The following is a 17,330-nucleotide window of genomic DNA, read 5'->3' as shown; positions in this document are numbered from 1 at the left end:
GGCGGCAATCAGTCGAATAGCGAGGCAAGTTGCCCCAAGCTCTCGTTTATGCCGCAGCGTTCGGTAATGTCCTGTTGCAAAAATGACTCTATTTTCGAGTTCAAGGCAATCGCCTCATCCAGCACAGGGTCGGAACCTGCACTATAAGCGCCCACGCTGATCAAGTCACGATTGCGTTGATAACGGGACGTCAGCTGTTTCAGCTTGCGCGTCTGCTTCTGGTGTTCCGGGGTGGTGATGTTGTGCATTGCGCGGCTGATCGACTGTTCGATATCGATCGCCGGGTAATGGCCGGCTTCCGCCAGCGAGCGATTCAGCACGATGTGGCCGTCCAGGATGGCGCGGGCGGAATCGGCAATCGGATCCTGTTGGTCATCGCCTTCGGTCAGCACGGTATAGAAGGCGGTAATCGAGCCGCCGCCTTCCTTGCCGTTACCGGCGCGTTCAACCAGTGCCGGCAGCTTGGCAAATACCGACGGCGGGTACCCTTTGGTAGCCGGCGGTTCACCGATTGCCAGTGCGATTTCACGTTGTGCCATTGCATAACGGGTCAGCGAATCCATGATCAGCAAGACATCCTTGCCTTCATCGCGGAAATGCTCGGCGATGGCGGTGGCATATGCGGCACCCTGCAGGCGCATCAGCGGTGGCGTATCGGCCGGGGCGGCGACCACAACCGAGCGCGCCAGGCCTTCGGCGCCCAGGATTTGTTCAATGAATTCTTTTACCTCGCGACCCCGTTCGCCGATCAGGCCGACCACGATTACATCCGCCGTGGTGTAGCGCGCCATCATGCCGAGCAAGACGCTCTTACCGACGCCGGAGCCTGCGAACAAGCCCATGCGCTGGCCACGACCGACTGTCAGCATGCTGTTGATGGCGCGTACGCCGACATCGAGTACATCGGTAATCGGGGCACGTGACAAAGGATTGGCGGCACGTACGTTCAAAGGTGCGGCGTGTGCTGCATTCAAGGGGCCGAGGTTGTCGAGCGGGCGACCGGCGCCATCGAGCACACGGCCCAATAATTCGATCCCGACCGGCAGGTGACGGCCACGGTCGCTGGGACGACGGCGCGGATGGGTAACGGCACCGGGGCGCGGCAGCGATTGCACGACTTCTACCGGATAAACCCGGGTGCCGGGAACGATACCTTCAACATCGCTTTGCGGCATCAGGAACAGGCGGTCATTTTCAAAGCCAACCACTTCGGCTTCTATCCGTGCTCCATTGGCGAGCGGTACGGTACAGGCGCTGCCAACTGCCAGTTTGAGGCCGACTGCCTCCATCACGAGGCCGGCGACCCGTGTGATACGTCCCGAGACCAGCATCGGTTCGGCGATATCCAGCAGCATGCGGCAATCGCGCAGATAGGCTTGCCAGCGTCCGCTGTTTGGGTGGTCGGTCAGCATCAGAGCAGCCAGTCGGATTCTTTGCCGAGGGCCGCGGCTATACGTTGCCAGCGGGTCGTGGTGGTGGCGTCGATCTGGTTGGTGACGGTTTCGACGCGGCAGCTGCCTCTATCCATATGCGGATCTTCAACCACGCGCCAGGCCGCGCTGCTCAGTTCATCGCCGAGGTGGCTGGCAATGATGGCGGCGTCATCCGGATGCAAATGCAGCAGGGCGGGTTGTTGCAGTGTAGGCAAATAATGGATGGCTTCACGCACCAGCGGTACGATGAGTTCGGGCCTTACATTCAGCGCCGTTTTTAGCATCGCCTTGGCCAGGTCGAGTGCCAGGTCCAGCATATCGCTGGCGATCAGTTCATTGGCTTGCGCAACTTCGGTACCGAAAGTATCGGCAATTTGCAGCAAGGTTTGCTTTTCCTGTTCGGCTTGCACCCGGCCTTCGGCCAGGCCGGCAGCGCGACCTTCTTCCATGCCGGCGGCATAACCTTCCGCATGTGCTTCAGCGCGTGCGTTTTCAATTTGTTCGGCCATTGCCGCGATATTGGCGGTATGCGCGGCAGCGGCGGCATTGGCCGCTGCCAGTTCGGCGGCACTGTCCTTGAGCGGCTCGATTTTTGCGCTGGGCTTTTCTTCGTTGAACGAAGTCATTTCCCAACGTTGATAAGCCGATTGCCGTTCTTTTGGAATGACATTAGACATATGCATCTTCCGCTTTGCCACCCAGGGTCAACTGGCCTTCATCTGCCAGGCGGCGGATGATTTGCAGGATTTCTTTTTGATTGGTTTCCACTTCGGACAGGCGCACCGGACCTTTCGATTCCAGATCTTCGCGCATCATTTCACCCGCACGTTGCGACATATTCTTGAAGAATTTTTCGCGCAATTCCGGTGTCGCACCTTTCAGTGCCACGATCAGCGATTCGGACTGGACTTCGCGCAACAGTAACTGGATGCCGCGATCTTCGATATCCATGATGTTGTCGAAGACAAACATCTCGTCCATGATTTTTTGCGCCATATCGTTGTCATAGCTTTTCAGGTTGGCCATGACGGAGATTTCATTTTCGCCGCTGAAGAAGTTGAGGATTTCGGCCGCAGCGCGGACACCGCCCATCGGTTTCTTTTTCAGGTTTTCGTTACCGGTCAGCAGCTTGGTCAACACTTCATTGAGTTCGCGCAAGGCAGCCGGTTGCACGCCATCCAGCGTGGCAATACGCAGCACCACGTCATTGCGCAGGCGTTCGGTAAAGCGTTCCAATACTTCACATGCCTGGTCGCGCTCAAGGTGGACCAGGATAGTGGCAATGATTTGCGGATGTTCGTTACGCACCAGGTCGGCTACCGATTGGCCATCCATCCATTTCAGGCTTTCGATGCCGCTGGCATCGCGTGCACCGAGGATGCGGTTGAGCAGGGAAGCGGCTTTGTCGTCGCCCAGGGCCTTGGTCAGTACATCGCGGATATAGTCGTCGGAATCGAGGCCGAGCGAGGTATTTTTCTCGGTTTCGGCACGGAATTCACTGAGTACGGCCACCAGTTCTTCGCTCTGGATCGCCTTCATCGTCGACATCGCTGCACCGAGTTTTTGCACTTCGCGCGGACCCAGATATTTCATCACTTCGGCTGCTTCATCAGCACCGAGTGCGAGCATCAGGATGGCACCTTTATGTACGCCGTTATCAATCATTTCCCACCCACGATTTCACAATGTTTGCGACGACTTTCGGATCCTTCCTGGCCAGCTCTTTGGCGGCTTCCAGGTTCTGTTGATAGGTATTCTGGATACCCATCGGCTTGCCATCTTCTTCCAGGTGCATCCGTTCGAGGGCTTCCGCATTTTCATTTTCCAGCGCCAGCGGTTCCGGTGGTGGCGGGTTCAGCTTGTTGAGCATAGGCTTCAACAATTTGCGATAGAGCAGGAACAGTACGATACCGATGGCCAGGTATTTGGCCGCCTGGATCGCCATTTCGATGATTTCCGGACGTTCCCACAGAGGTGGCTGGACGATTTCGTCTTTTTCTACACCGGCGAAAGGACTATTAACGACGTTCAATGTGTCGCCACGGTCTTTGTTATAGCCCATTGCTTCTTTGACGAGGTCGGTGATCTGGTTCTTTTCCGTTTCGCTCAACGGGGCGATGGTGACTTTGCCGTCTTTTGCCACTACGCGTTTATAGTTGACCACGACCGCTACCGACAGGCGTTTCAAGCCGCCCATAGGTTGTTGTACATAGCGTACGGTTTTATCCACTTCGAAATTGGTCGTGGTGTCTTTTTGCGTTGGCGTGGCATTCGCTGCTGCGCTGGCCGCAGCTGCCGCAGCAGCGGCTGCTGCAGGCGTTCCCGGGGCCGGTGGATTGGTCGCGGTAGCCGGTGTGCCGTCGGCTGCCAATGGCGGTGCAGTCAGTGGCGCAGTGGCATTCGGAGCAGGTTGATTGGTGAGCGCGCCAGGAACGCCGGAAGCGCCATTGCCATTGCCGCGCGATTCGCTGGTTTGCAGGCTGCGTACGGTGGCACTGTTCGGTACTTGGTTCGGTTTATAGATTTCGGCCGCTTGTTCGCTGGTCGAAAAATCGACATCGGCGGTTGCTTCGGCACGGATATTATTCGCGCCGACGATAGGCGTAATGATGGATTCGATGCGCTTGGTAATGCTTTGCTGCAGTTCCTGCACATATTTGAGTTGCGATGGGTCCAGCGTATTGGAACCGGCCGGCTTGTTGGTTTCCGACAGCAGGTTGCCGGACTGGTCAACGATGGTGACATTCTTCGGCGACAGCTCAGGCACGCTGCTGGCAACCAGATGCACGATGGCACTGACTTGCTGCTGGTCGAGGGCACGACCCTGGCGCAGGTTCAATAAGACGGAAGCGGTTGGTTTTTGCTGGTCGCGTACGAATACCGATGCTTTTGGCATCGCCAGGTGTACGCGTGCGGCCTGTACTGCGCCGACGGACTGGATAGAACGTGCCAGTTCGCCTTCCAGTGCGCGCTGGAAGTTGACCTGTTCGAGGAATTGGGAAACGCCGAGCTTTTGATTTTCCATCAGCTCGAAACCGACGCCGCCGCCTTTCGGCAAACCTTCAGCGGCCAGTTTCAGGCGGATTTCGTGGACTTTATCTGCCGGTACCAGGATGGCACCGCCACCTTCGGCGAATTTGTAGGGGACGTTGGATGCCTGCAACGAAGACATGATGGCACCGCCGTCGCGATCCGAGAAATTGGAGAAAAGCACCTTGTATTCCGGCTTTTGGCTCCACAGCACCAATGCGATCATGACCGCGATCACGGCTGCGCTGCCCAGCATCAACAGGACCTTGCGGCCATTTGGCGATTTCGCCATGTCCATGAAGGAGTTCTGCATATTGGTGGTGGCGCTTGCCTCGGCCGGGACGCCGGGTGGCAGACCGCCTTCGCCTGCTACGACTACTGCCATGATTGTGCTCCTGCGCGGCTATCGTCAAATCGGATTGGTGTATTCATCGCTGTTCTCGCTCTTCAAGCTTTTTTCCGTAGCTTGAATTGTCGGGCTTGCGGGGAATTTCAATCTTTGGAATAGAGCAATATTTCTATGGCTTATCAGACCGATCCAAATCAGGGTGCGTGATAACTTGTCGAGGTAGTTTGAACACCCTTGCGGGCAACAGATCAAGATCAGCTTCGGCAATTATAGTGCTTGCAAGCAACAAGATGGAGAGAATGATGAAAGTCGGTGGAATTGATTCAAGCGCGATAGATGCGATGGTTGCCCAGCTCAGGGCCGCTGCGGCGCGCTCCCAGGCGCCCAGCGTTAATCCGCTGGGCGGGATGGCCCAGCCGGAAAAGACGGCAACCCGGGCAGACTTTTCGCAAGCGCTGAAAGCGTCACTGGATAATGTGGCCAGTGCACAGAACAGCGCCAATCAGATGGGCGAGAAGTTTTCGATGGGGGACGACAGCGTCAATCTGTCGGATGTGATGGTATCGATGCAAAAGGCGAGTATTTCATTCCAGGCTACGGTACAGGTACGTAACAAGCTGGTATCGGCCTATCAGGAAATGATGAATATGCAGGTATAGGGTGGAGGGGCCCAAAGCGGCCTCCAGCCTTGTTGGCACTGACGTTCTGGCTTTCTTCGGATGCCGCATTCGCGGCATCACAATTCCCTTCAGCAGCTTTCCCGTTTAACCGAGTCCGGTTGCCTTCGCGTTTTGTTCTCTTTCGATCTTGGTGATGTATTTTTGTACAGTCGCCAGCGTGCCGTTGGACGGATTCATGAATTCGCAACCGATGCGATTGATGCTTTTGCCATTGGTCAGCGTCAATTCCAATACATTACGTACCTGCAGCGAGACGGTAATCGTGCCACTGCCTGGCAGATCGATTTTGCAGTTGTCGTAGGTCTGGCCTATAGCCGTACCGAGCGCCTTCTTTTCATCGACGATGGAGATCCCGCCGCCGCTGATATTGTGCAAAGTGGTGGCGATATCGGTAGTGACGCCTTCCTTGGTATAGGGCACGGTGCAGGATACCGGTGCCGTCAACGGGGTCGGAACACGATAAAACTCGCGGCGTTGCAGGCGGACGACACTGGTCGGCAGGGGAATCACAAAAGCCGGCAGGTTTTCATAAATACAACTTTCTGCCGAAGGTGCATGAAACAGGATGCGGATATTTTCGAGTACGGTTTCGAACGATAATTTATTACTGTCCAAAACACGCTGGTTCATGATCGCGGTCGGCGCGCAATCGAGCAGGACCGTGTCATTTGTTTCATCAATATTGAGGATGGATGTAACAATCGTATCCGCACCGTGATTGATGACCATCCTGACCAGCTGATTGCGCTCGCCTATGCTGCGTAGCAAGGCGATGACTTCCCGGCGCGAGCGAACCCGGAACGGGTTCATGTCATCATTTTCGTGGTCGCTTACAAGTGTCATTATTATTTCTTTAAAACCGTAGGTAATTCACCGGCACTAAAAATTGCAACTGATCATGATACATTGCCGCCGCCTTGTTGGGCAGCCTCAACGCGATATAACCATGCCAGGAGCTCCGCTACCGCCCGATACAGGGCAGGCGGGATATGCTCATCCAGCTCAACTTGCAACAATAGTGCCACCAACTCTTTCGACTCATGGATGGCGACGCCATGTTCTTTGGCGCGCTCTATGATTTGTTCGGCAATTGCACCGCGCCCCTTCGCCACCACACGTGGTGCCGAGTCATTGCTCTGGTAGGCAAGCGCTACGGCTTGCTGGGGCGGGGTGGTCTTATCCATCTTGCTTCACCAGCAGTGATTCCAGCGGCGATCCCGCTGCGCCCAGTGCATCCGCCAGCAATTCGCGATGCGTACGCAGCGCGCTGGCGGTTTCCGCACTGGGTGTATTCACCTGGATTTGTACTTTGTCGCCGACCAGCCTGATGGACGCCGATACCGCACCCAAGGTCGGCAGTGAAAACCTGACCGTACTGTTCCAGACCGGTTCCGGTTCGGCCTGCTCCTTGCCTTTTTGCGGCGTCTCGTCCGAAATCTCCCATTCCAGCGGCTGCCCCGGGAATAGTTCGCCTTGCCACATCACGCGGCGCTGCTCCAGCGTATCGAGTTGCAGGCTGATCAGTTTGACGGCTTCGGTGCCGGCCAATTCCTGTTGCTTGCCGGTTACCGGTGCGATGGCTTCCTGCAGATCTGCGCTACGCATCGTTGTTGCCGCGCGTTGTGCATCCGGCAAAGGCCGCTCGCCCGTAACAAATCCGCGCAGATTATTGACCAGGCGATTGAGTTCGCCACCACCGTTTTCCTCAGTCTCAGTAGCGGGCTGCGGCGTACCGAGCAATGATGTCGCAACGCGCTTGGCTGGTGGTTCACGCAATAAATCAGTGGCCGGACGCGCACCGAGTGCCCATTGGGCGACATGCGATTCATAGAAGAGTCCGCTGAAGGCAATCGCATTTTGCAGCGCGCCGGCGATTTGCGGTGCCGGTGCACCGGGAGTCGTCAGTAGCGGTGTCTTGCCGACCAGCGTGGTAGGCATGCCGCCTTCCTGCGCCAGTTGCAGCATATTGCCGATCAGGCGACCGGCATTGCTAAGTGAGGTCGTCGCTCCCGGGTCGGGTTTGCCGAGCAGGAAAGTAGGGCGCGGTTGCACCGCCAGCAGCGTCAGGTCGATCGTGTCGCCCGCTTTGGTGCCGGGCGGCAGTGCCATATTGGCAGGCGCATTATTGATCTTGACGAGGAAGTTGCCATCCGCCAGGCGTGACAGGACTTGCGCCTGGTATTCCTTGCCAAGCGTAAGCTGGATGAGCCGGTCTAGTGATTCCTGTTTGGCTTGTCCCAACGCCGTTGCCGGCGTGGTTGCCTCGATCAAGATTACGGGCCGGGTACCTGTGATATCGGCCCGTGGCAGCATGAATTAATCCGGATTAATTCGAGCGACCGCCAGCACCATAGGCTTGATTGAGTTTGCGCTCAGTCCCTGTGCTATTGATAAGCATCGCCAATTTAGCCATCCACGGTTCAGTGATGTTACGGATTTCACGGTCATCGGCCAGGATCTTTTTGATGATCTCTACTTTGCGTTCACGCTCGGCACCGGTTAATGCGACTGGTGGCTCCCCACTTTTCAGCATGCTTACCTGTGCCGCACAGCGTTGTTCCAGCGCTGTTAACTCTTCCCAATCACCGCTGCGTGCAGCAGCCAGCATTTGATCGGTTATGGTCGCAACGTTTTCGTACAGACAAATGATTTCTTGTTCGTTCATCATCGATCAGGCTTTCATTAAACGGGACATGTTAGGCGCGAGTGCATCGTAGGAAGATGCTTGTATTTGTCCTGGCAATCCATTCACCGGGGCCGGTGCGACAGATGGCGGGGCGATTTCTTCCCATGCACTTTTGATGTCGTGGAGCAGGGTTTGTATTTCCTGGATGATGGCCGGGTCGTTGTTCAGGTTTGCGAGCAACAGACGTCCGCCCATGTATTCGTACAGAGCATCAAGATTGATGGCGATTTCGCCGCCCACCGATTTGTCGAGACTGGCACGCAGGCCGTTTTCGATAATCATGATGGCTTTGGAAATAGCTTTTCCTTTTTCCGGGATGTTCCCGGCCTGCATCTGCTGCAAGGCGTTGTTGAGTGCGATTTGCGCACCTTCAAACAGCATGATGATGAGCTTGTGCGGATTGGCGGCTATAACGCCGGTTTCCATGCCAACCTTGGCATAGGCATTAGCTCCGCTTTGCGATGATCCAAACATTGATGTCTCCCGTAGCCTTATTTGCTCGAGCTGCTATTCGCAGCAATCGCGGCAAGCTGTTGTGTCAGATAGTTTTGTGTCGACTGCATGCTGGAAACCAGGGTATCCAAAGCGGTGAATTGCTTGCGATAGCGCGCTTCAATCGCAGCCAGACGGATTTTGAATGCATCCGCATCATCCGTCAGGCGCTTGATGTTGCTGTTGAGGCTGGTGGTATTGCCGGCGATCAGGCCGTCAGTGCCGATGAAGTTATCGGTCAATTTACTCAGGCGATCGGCATAGCCCTGCGAGAAGTCAATTTTGCCTCGGCTACCCAAGGTGCCGCCGACAACTTCTATCTTCAGTCCAGCTGCATCCGAGCCTTTGGCTGCGCTCAGGATTTGACCTGAGCCGGTTGCGGTCATGCCGCCTATGGTGCCTTCGACGTCTACGCCATTGGTACCGCTGGATACGGAACCGAGCAAGGTAGAGACCGGTGTTCCGGTTTCTGAGTTAATGCTGATTTTGGAAGCGGAGCCGTAGCGGTCCGATTGCAGATTCAGGAAGCCATTGCTGTCTATGGTTGCAGTTACTTTGGAACCAGCTTTCGAAATTTCAGATGCGCCGTTGATGGCAGACTGCACCATCGCTGCGAGTTCCTTCGCCGTGTAGGTACCTTCAGTCAAACTGATTTTTGAACTGATGCCATCGAGCGTGATGTTCATCTTCGTGTTTGGCGCAATGGTAGTGCTGCCCGCATTCAGATTAACGTCTCCGGTCATTTCGGCACGGGTTGCCAGTTTGGTGACGGTGATGTCGTAGCTGCCAGCCTTGGTTGCCGAGCTTGAACCATTGAAATTGATCAGGCTGTCCGTTGCTTTGCCGACTGTGGCAAACAGACCCGCGATGTCATTGTAGTTGGTGTCCATCATCTTGCTGAGCTTGGCGGAATCCAGCGCGAGCGTGCCATCGCGCTGCACTGTCACGCCGAGCTGTGGCAGGGACATATTCGTATTGCTCAATCCTTCCAGTGACGCCGACAGTGTTCTGCTGAGCTGTTCCTGGATGGTACGGGCAGTGGAATCGCCAACCAGCAGTCCACCGGTCTTGGTAGTTGCGTCGTAGGCGGTCAATTTTTTGATGGTTCCCGTGAGATCGTTGTACGCTTTGATAAAGGCCTTGACGCTGGTCTCTACCGCGGCCGTATCTTTGGCGATGCTCATGGTGGTGTTGCCGATTTTTGAAACATTCAGGGTCACACCTTGAATTGCTTCCTTGACTTCATTCGTCGGGCTATCGACGAAGAAACCGTTCACCGTCAACTGGGTGTTTTGTCCTGCACTGTTTTGTTTCAGCGATTGGGTGCCGGCCGGATCGTATCCGAGCAAGCTTTGCAAAGCCGGGTCACCATCCACGTCGATTTTCATGCTGGAAACCGCACCGGTTTTATTCGATGTAAAGACCAGGTGGTCTGGTGCTGCGCTGCCATTGGAAACCAGGGTGGCGGTCACGCCGATATTGGCAGCATTGACCGCATCACGTATTCCTTGCAGCGAGTTGTCACCATTCTTGATGGTGACAGTACCTGTTGCCTGCTTGGCGTCTTGCGTGAAGGTCGCGCCGGTATAGGTGCCGTCGGTCAGGGTGCCGCCGCTGATGGTGCCGAACTGGAAAGTCAGCGTCGTCGTCGCGCCACTGCCGATCAGGGCTGTTTTACTGGTTTGTCCGGCGGTGGATAAACTGTGCGCCTGTGCCAGCTGGCTGACATTGATCTGATAGTTACCGGTTGCCGCCTTGGTGCTGGCAGTACCGCTCAGGATAGTTTTGTCCGCAACAGTGGTTTGCAGGTTTTCAAAAGTCGAGCTTTTTCCCAGCGATGCCATTGCTGTTTGAAATGCGCTGAGCGCGCCACTGAGGGTGCCGTAAGCGGTTAATTTGGCTTGATAGCTCGCTTCCTTTTGCGCCATTAAGGTCAGAGGCTGGCTTTCAGCCGTCATGAGCTTGGTCAATAAGTCGTCGAGGGGTAAACCGGAGCCAACGCCGATTGATGAAACGGCCATTTGCTTCTCCTGCTAGAGAAAAACCACAATATATAGGAAGGCAGACGGGGGTAAGGCCAAGGTTAGAGGGCGAATTACCCGTCTGTTTGATGCAATTTATGCTTTTTGCTTCACCAACAAACCTTGCAATTTATCCAATGCTTTGGAAATTTCAATCGCTTCGAGAGACGGCATCTGACGTATCACTTCCTTCGTCTGCTGATCTACGACTTTGACGATGGTGCGATTGCTGTCTGTGTCGACAGTGAATTCCAGGTTGGAAGAAAGGCCTTGCAGTGCTTTGTTGATGCTTTGTAGTGCTTGACCGACCTGGCTTTGCGCACTGGCGGCATCCGGTTGCTGAACAGCTCCGGTAGTGAGTACGGGGGCAGAGGCACCCTTGGCGGCAGGACTTGCCGTGCTGCTATTTACGGGCAGCGGTTGCGGATCGATTCGTGTTCCTGCCTTGGCGCTGCTAGCAATTTGTCCGATATCCATAATTGACTCCTGTTGTAACGAATCCCCGGCTACGAAAATGCAGCCGGGGATTCATTTCTTACTACGCTGCTGAGAGGCTAGGATTAGCCACGGAGCAGGGCGAGCACGCCGTTAGGCAGCGAGTTCGCTTGTGCCAACATTGCGGTACCAGCTTGTTGCAAGATTTGACCACGTGTCAGGTTAGCTGTTTCCGAAGCGAAGTCAGCATCCAGGATACGGCTGCGAGCTGCGCTCAAGTTTTCGCTGGTGGTGCTGAGCGAAGAAACAACTGATGTGAAACGGTTTTGCAACGCACCCAGCGAAGCGCGGGAAGAGCTGATGTTTGCCAGAGCAGAGTCAATGACTTGCAATGCATCGTTAGCGCCGCTTGGGATGCCGTTGGTCAGTTTGGTGATATCGATGCTGGCAACCGACGACAGTGCGCTCGAGTTAGCAGCTGTTGTCAATACTGTGCCTGCAGCCGATGTGCCAACTGTGAACGAGCCTGCCGAGTTGAATGCCAGCGAGCCGCCAACAGTTGCCGAGTCGCCTACTGCTGCAGCATTCAATGCACCACGTACCAGTGCTACGCCTGTGCCGGTAGGACCAGCCAGTGTTGTCGAGTTGTTTGCAAGCAGGTTGTTGGTCACGCCGATGTCATAACCTTGCGCTTGGCTCAGCGCGATTTTGCCTGTCGAGGTATCAGCAATTGCATTGATGCCGGTTACGCCAGATTGAGCATTGATCGCAGCAGCCAGGCCGCCGACGTCAGTTGCAGTAGCCATGGTAGCGGTTACTGTTACTGGGTTGGCTGAACCGTCAGCTTTTGGTGCACCCTGGATCGTGAACGATTGGCTGCCAGCTGTGAAGTTAGCCAGTGTCGCTGTTGTGGTTGCAGTAGCTGTTACGCCGGTCGAGCCGGATGCAGCATTGATACCTTTAGCGATATCAAAAGCGCTGGCACCCAGAGCAGCTGCGTATGTCGATGTTGTGCCGTTACCTTGAACAGTGAAGGTTTGAGCAGCGGTCGTGTTTTTCTGGATTACGCCAGCGGCTGTACTTGCAGCAGCAGTAGTGCTGGTACCGTTGGATTTAACAGCATTGTTACCGATAGCGGATGCTTGGGTGTTGCCGATCGAGAAGTTGATCGTTTGGTTAGCATTAGCACCAACCTGGAATTGAGCGTTGCTCAGCGAGCCGTCCAGAACGTTTTGGCCGTTGAACTGGGTTGTGTTAGCAACACGGTTCAACTCTTGTTGCAGTTGGCCGACTTCTTCTTGCAGCGAAGCGCGGTCAGATGCGGAGTTGGTGCCGTTGGCAGATTGAACTGCCAGGGTACGCATACGTTGCAGCAGGTCGGTTGCTGTTGCCAGGCCACCCTCAGCTGTTTGCGTCATCGAGATGCCGTCGTTGGCATTACGTGCTGCCTGGTTCAAGCCGTTGATCTGGCTGGTCATACGATCAGAAATTGCCAAGCCTGCAGCATCATCTTTTGCGCTGTTGATGCGCAGACCTGACGACAGGCGTTGCAGCGAAGTAGCGAGGGAAGATTGCGATGCGGTCAGGTTGCGTTGTGAATTCAGCGACGAGATGTTGGTATTAATGACTGCGGCCATGTTAATTCTCCTGTTGTAGTCCGATGGAAGTCCGACTGAAGCACTTCAACGTCTGCCGTGCGATTTATTGCATATGCAGCGTCGTTGTAAGTTTTATCGGACGGTTCCGGGAAAAGTTTAGTGATGGACTGAAACTAATTTTTTCCCGGTCTCGCCCGAACTGCAGCCAGATATGTCCTTTGTCGGTTGCTATCTGGAAAATCTTTAAGAAAATAATGTGAGATTTAAAACAAATAAAAAGCGAATTTACCCTTAACTTTTCCAATTTCCTGTCGTGTGGAGAGTTGGTAAAAGTGACACTATTTAGTTGCCAGGCGCTGTTGGCTGTCGCAAAAAATAAACGAAAAAATTTCAGGGAAAAGGGTAGGGATAACAAAAAGATAGCGGAAAAGCGATGTCGAACCAGGCCTTGAACCAGACTTTTCTGCTGAAATCCCTCATCAAAGGCGGTAATGACAGCCTTTGATTTGGTTTATTGGGCTGGAATGACGCGATTCTTGCCGGCTTTTTTAGCTTCGTAGAGGGCAATATCCGCACGTTTGATCATTGCCGCCTGGTCTTCCTGTTCTTTGCGCAGCGCAACGCCGGCACTGAAAGTCATCAGCAGGCGGGTGTGGTTATGCATAAAAATCTGCTTGGTCAGCTCGCGTTGCAGGCGTGTGATGGTTTGTATGGCTTCATCCAGCGGCGTATCGGGCAGGACGATCAGGAATTCTTCGCCGCCGAAGCGGGCAATGACATCCATGGTGCGCAGGGTATCCTTGATGACGCGTACCAGGTGGATCAACGCTTCATCCCCGGCTATGTGGCCGTACTTGTCGTTGATTTTCTTGAAATCGTCGAGATCCAGCATCGCGATACAGAGTGGCGACGCGCGACGGTCGGCGCGCGCTATTTCGCGTTCCAGTACATCATCCAGGCCGCGCCGATTCAGGCTGCCGGTCAGTTGATCTTCGCGTACCAGTTCGCTCATTTGCTCCAGTTGCTGTTCCAGGTTATGGATGCGTGCTTCCGCATCTTCGACATCCTTGCGGGCCGCGAGCACGATGTCGCGTGAACGCAGTGCTTCCGTCTGTGCAATGCGTGTTTCGCGTTTGACTTCGTCGAGGATTTTGCTGAGTTTATTGATATCCGCCGTTTGCGTGATTTCCTTGGAATACCTGTCAATTTGCTGGTGATAGTTGCCGGTAGTGTTGGCAATGTCTGCAAGGCGATCGATGAATGTGTTGACCATGTTTTTGACGGAAACTTTGGCATCGTTGATGCTGTTTTTCAGCGTGCCCTGTTTATAGATAACTTCTTTCAGGCTGCGCATTACTTCATTGAGCGCAACGTCGTTGATAGGAGCGGAGATCAGATTGCGTACTGCCTCAATTTGTCCGTGCATCCATGAGTCGTGTTCCAGCAGTCCGCCGATGTTTTCCAGTAGCAGTCGGAACAGGCGCAACAGCATTTCGTGTTGCTGCGCCATGTCACCGCTCTTGAGTTCGATCTTGAAGCAGAGTTGCTTGAGTTTGACGGATACTTCATTCAAGCGGGCTTCGGTATCGGCATCCTTGACGGAGCGTCCCAGCGCCTCAGCTTCGGCGGCCAGGTCAGGCGCACCCTGCAAGAGCGATGCGACGGCCAGCGTCAGCGTGCGGGTCAGCAAGTCGCGCAGCAAGGCGGGTTGCGGATCATCCACCAGTGACAAGGATGGTGCACTTTGAGCGACCGGGGCGGCGGTAGCGGTGCTATTGGCTTGTATCGCCAGTTGCGTCTGATAATGCTTGACCAGTTGCGTCAGGCCTTTGCTGAAGTCGGGCCAATACGAAGTGGTGGCTGCCTCTTGTAAAGTCTTGCCGATGATGGCGACACCGTCCGGTGCGCTTGATAGCGACGCAGCAAATTCCGCCAGGATTTCTTCCGGCGTCGGTTGCGCGGCATAGCCTGCAATCTCGTCATAGATCGCACGGTACGCATCGGGAGTCGGGGCTATCCTGCGAACAGCCAGTTGGCGAAAAGCTTCTCGTGCGATTTCAGCAGGGTTTTGTGACGGAGGGTCTCGCTTGTCTTGCATGAATGCACGCGCGTTTCTTTATTGTGGAATGGCTGGATAGCGGCCTATTTCGCAATAATATAACTATGTAGACAAGTTTGATGAGGGGATTAAGCAGGCAAATGATGACCACTTTGTCGCTTTATCCAAAATGCAACAAAAGACAGGGAAGGTGGCGGATTGCGATGCCTTTAAGGCAACATTGCTTAAGGCCGTAAATCAGTCGACCAAATGATTCTTGATGGCGTAATGCGTCAATTCCGCATTGTGCCGAAGTTTCATTTTTTGCAATAAACGTGAGCGATACATGCTGATGGTTTTGACCGACAGCACCAGTTCATTGGCAATGTCGCTGACCGTTTTGCCGGATGCGATCATGGTCAGGGTCTGGTATTCACGATCCGACAGGGTTTCATGCAGGGGCGTTTCGTGGTCGTCGCTGATCTGGTTGGCCAGTTCCTGCGCCAATGCGGCGCTAATGTATTTGCGTCCGGCAGCAACCTGGCGTATCGCATTCACCAGTTCGGCCGGCGCGCTTTGCTTGTTCAGGTAGCCGGAAGCGCCTGCCTTGAGTGAACGTATCGCGTATTGGTCTTCCCGGTGCATGGAAAGCATCAGGACGGCAATTTTCGGGGATTCTTTCTTGACCTGTTTCAATACTTCAATGCCGCTGCGGTCCGGCATCGAGATATCCAGCAACAATACCTGGCAAGCGCCTTCACGGGAGAGCTTGATCGCCTCTATGCCGTTTTCTGCGTGGCCTGCCACAACGATATCTTTCGTGTCAGCCAGGATTTGCTTCAAACCCTCGCGTACGATCGCATGATCGTCGGCAATCAAGACTTTAATTACATTCTTCGTTGTCATTGTTCTTATAGAGTCTGCATAACTGCGCCAGATTCTAGTTGGCTATTTGTCTGGATGTGACAAATTTTGGCGCACCAAGGTTCCTGACCGCCAAATTCTGTCGTTTAATGCCCAATATTATGCGTCTGGATGTTGCCAGACACTGATGTAGTGGGCAAGGGTAGGTTAATAGCAACGACTGTGCCACCTTTGGGGGCAGTACTGACCGACAGGCTGCCGCCCATCGCCACCGAACGTTCGACCATACCGCGGATGCCAAAGGATTTAGGCTTGGCGCGATCAGCCAGTTCGATGCCGCGGCCATTATCGATAATCTCGAGGCGCACGTATTGCGGCGCGTGCATGAGTTGGACTGTGACCAGGCTGGCTTGCGCGTGTTTGGCGATATTCGTCAGTGCTTCCTGGAAGATGCGGAACAGGGCAGTCGCCTGGTCCAGATCCAGATCGATCTCAGTCTGGTTCGTAATGAACTCGCAGGGTATGCCCAACTGCTTTTCAAATTCCTTGCTTTGCCAGTCGATGGCGGCCACCAGGCCAAAATCGAGGATGCCGGGCCGCAGGTCGCCGGCGATGCGATGTACGGTTTCTATGGTGCGATCTACCAGTGATTCGACATAGGCGGCTTTCTCCAGTAACTCCGGCGATTTGCCCGGCAGGCGCCGGGTTAACAGTGCCAGTGCCATTTTGATGGCAGTGAGATTGCCGCCGAGATCGTCGTGTATCTCACGCGCGATGCGAGTGCGTTCTTTTTCCTTGACGGTGTTGACGTGCTCTGACAGCTCGGCGAGTTGTGCCCGTGAACGTATGATTTCTTCCTGTTCCTGTTTGCTGGCAGTGATATTGGTCATGATGCCTTCCCACTGCACGCTGCCATCTTCCAGCGCGCGTGGCGTGGCACGCAGGTTAATCCACTTGATATCTTTCCATTCCTCGACCCAGATGCGGCCTTCCCAGTTCCAGTTAATCATTTGCTCGGTCGAGATACGCATGGTTTCACGATAAGACGCCATGTCCTGATGCAAAATCAAACCGGTGAATAGTGCCGGGGCATCGCAGAGTGCTTCCGAACTGATCCCGAGCAAGGCTTCGCAGCCATCGCTGACATAGGGAAAAGAAAACCGTCCATCCTTGCGCAGGCGGAACTGGTACACCAGGCCAGGGGTGTTTGACACCATCGCACTCAGGCGCGATTCGCTGGCGCGCAACGCCTTATCCGATTTGTCGCGTGAACTGACATCGTTGCCAATCGCGATGATGGACGGTGCCGTATCGGAGGCCAGGTAAAACAATTGGAATTCAATCGGATAGCTGCTGCCATCCTTGCGCGTGTGCTGCGTATTGATTGCGATAGAAGTGTCGCTGCCATCCTGCAAGCCTTGGATGAACCGGGCATAGGCTTCCTTGGTGACATTCTGCGCGAGGCAGGTCGGCGACATGCTGGTTAATTCATCCAGGCTGTACTGCAGGTTTTTGCAGGCAGTCGGATTGACGTATTCGAAGTGCAGGGTGTTGCAGTTTAAAACGTAGATCTCGCTGAACGATCCTTGTAGGATCGTTGGCAGCCATTCGGCATGCATCGTGTTAATGATGTTTCCCTTTTGTTCAATATTGCTTGTTATATGACGGGCGATCATCTCGTCTCCGGCAAGCTATGCGTTATAT

The 17,330-nt window shown here is 54.6% G+C and carries 16 protein-coding genes; 1 reads left to right on the top strand and 15 read right to left on the bottom strand.

Going from position 1 to position 17,330, the window contains the following annotated elements:
* Window positions 1–8: 8 nt before the first annotated feature.
* Genes fliI through fliF form a run of 4 tightly spaced genes read right to left on the bottom strand, consistent with a single transcriptional unit; the run spans window position 9 to window position 4,848 of the window.
* On the bottom strand, window positions 9–1,412 hold the full coding sequence (gene fliI, locus ACFQPC_RS06765; protein ID WP_382271002.1) for a flagellar protein export ATPase FliI: 1,404 nt from the start codon (window positions 1,410–1,412) through the stop codon (window positions 9–11).
* Window positions 1,412–2,110, bottom strand: coding sequence for a flagellar assembly protein FliH (gene fliH, locus ACFQPC_RS06760; protein WP_382271000.1), 699 nt, complete (start codon window positions 2,108–2,110; stop codon window positions 1,412–1,414). Before fliH ends, fliI begins: the two co-directional genes overlap by 1 nt.
* A complete protein-coding gene (gene fliG / locus ACFQPC_RS06755) occupies window positions 2,103–3,098 on the bottom strand; it encodes a flagellar motor switch protein FliG (protein ID WP_012079296.1) in 996 nt (331 codons plus the stop codon). Before fliG ends, fliH begins: the two co-directional genes overlap by 8 nt.
* Window positions 3,091–4,848: a flagellar basal-body MS-ring/collar protein FliF gene (fliF, locus tag ACFQPC_RS06750; RefSeq protein ID WP_382270998.1), complete on the bottom strand. Its 1,758-nt coding sequence runs from the start codon at window positions 4,846–4,848 to the stop codon at window positions 3,091–3,093. Before fliF ends, fliG begins: the two co-directional genes overlap by 8 nt.
* A 266-nt stretch (window positions 4,849–5,114) precedes the next feature.
* Between fliF and fliE the strand changes: the two genes are divergently transcribed.
* Entirely contained in the window at window positions 5,115–5,471 is a 357-nt protein-coding gene (gene fliE, locus ACFQPC_RS06745) for a flagellar hook-basal body complex protein FliE (protein ID WP_041296453.1), read from the top strand.
* A gap of 105 nt (window positions 5,472–5,576) precedes the next feature.
* Here the strand turns inward: fliE and ACFQPC_RS06740 are convergent, their stop codons facing one another.
* The 11 genes from ACFQPC_RS06740 to ACFQPC_RS06690 form a co-directional block, all read right to left on the bottom strand.
* Entirely contained in the window at window positions 5,577–6,335 is a 759-nt protein-coding gene (locus ACFQPC_RS06740; RefSeq protein WP_382270996.1) for a flagellar brake protein, read from the bottom strand.
* Between the two features lie 53 nt (window positions 6,336–6,388).
* Window positions 6,389–6,676, bottom strand: a complete 288-nt coding sequence (locus tag ACFQPC_RS06735) for an EscU/YscU/HrcU family type III secretion system export apparatus switch protein (protein ID WP_012079300.1) — start codon at window positions 6,674–6,676, stop codon at window positions 6,389–6,391.
* Window positions 6,669–7,805 (bottom strand): flagellar hook-length control protein FliK, encoded by a 1,137-nt coding sequence (gene fliK, locus ACFQPC_RS06730; protein ID WP_382270994.1) that lies wholly within the window; start codon window positions 7,803–7,805, stop codon window positions 6,669–6,671. The genes ACFQPC_RS06735 and fliK overlap by 8 nt, the downstream gene beginning before the upstream one ends.
* 13 nt (window positions 7,806–7,818) lie before the next feature.
* The gene (locus ACFQPC_RS06725; protein WP_382271878.1) at window positions 7,819–8,157 is read right to left on the bottom strand and encodes a flagellar protein FliT; all 339 of its coding nucleotides are present in this window, start codon (window positions 8,155–8,157) and stop codon (window positions 7,819–7,821) included.
* A 6-nt stretch (window positions 8,158–8,163) separates the two neighbouring features.
* Window positions 8,164–8,652: a flagellar export chaperone FliS gene (fliS, locus tag ACFQPC_RS06720; protein WP_382270992.1), complete on the bottom strand. Its 489-nt coding sequence runs from the start codon at window positions 8,650–8,652 to the stop codon at window positions 8,164–8,166.
* Window positions 8,653–8,669: 17 nt separating this feature from the next.
* Entirely contained in the window at window positions 8,670–10,691 is a 2,022-nt protein-coding gene (gene fliD, locus ACFQPC_RS06715; RefSeq protein ID WP_382270990.1) for a flagellar filament capping protein FliD, read from the bottom strand.
* Between the two features lie 96 nt (window positions 10,692–10,787).
* Window positions 10,788–11,168 carry a flagellar protein FlaG gene (locus ACFQPC_RS06710; RefSeq protein ID WP_382270989.1) on the bottom strand — a complete coding sequence of 127 codons (381 nt, stop codon included), beginning with the start codon at window positions 11,166–11,168 and terminating at the stop codon, window positions 10,788–10,790.
* A gap of 83 nt (window positions 11,169–11,251) precedes the next feature.
* The gene (locus ACFQPC_RS06705; protein ID WP_382270987.1) at window positions 11,252–12,763 is read right to left on the bottom strand and encodes a flagellin N-terminal helical domain-containing protein; all 1,512 of its coding nucleotides are present in this window, start codon (window positions 12,761–12,763) and stop codon (window positions 11,252–11,254) included.
* Window positions 12,764–13,235: 472 nt separating this feature from the next.
* Window positions 13,236–14,822, bottom strand: a complete 1,587-nt coding sequence (locus ACFQPC_RS06700; RefSeq protein ID WP_382270985.1) for a GGDEF domain-containing protein — start codon at window positions 14,820–14,822, stop codon at window positions 13,236–13,238.
* 198 nt (window positions 14,823–15,020) lie between these two features.
* A complete protein-coding gene (locus ACFQPC_RS06695; RefSeq protein WP_012079308.1) occupies window positions 15,021–15,668 on the bottom strand; it encodes a response regulator in 648 nt (215 codons plus the stop codon).
* A gap of 104 nt (window positions 15,669–15,772) precedes the next feature.
* A complete protein-coding gene (locus tag ACFQPC_RS06690; RefSeq protein ID WP_382270983.1) occupies window positions 15,773–17,302 on the bottom strand; it encodes a PAS domain-containing sensor histidine kinase in 1,530 nt (509 codons plus the stop codon).
* Window positions 17,303–17,330 lie beyond the last annotated feature (28 nt).

Source organism: Herminiimonas glaciei (assembly GCF_042664955.1).
GTDB lineage: Bacteria > Pseudomonadota > Gammaproteobacteria > Burkholderiales > Burkholderiaceae_D > Oxalicibacterium > Oxalicibacterium glaciei.
This window is presented reverse-complemented; position numbering and strand designations above follow the sequence as displayed.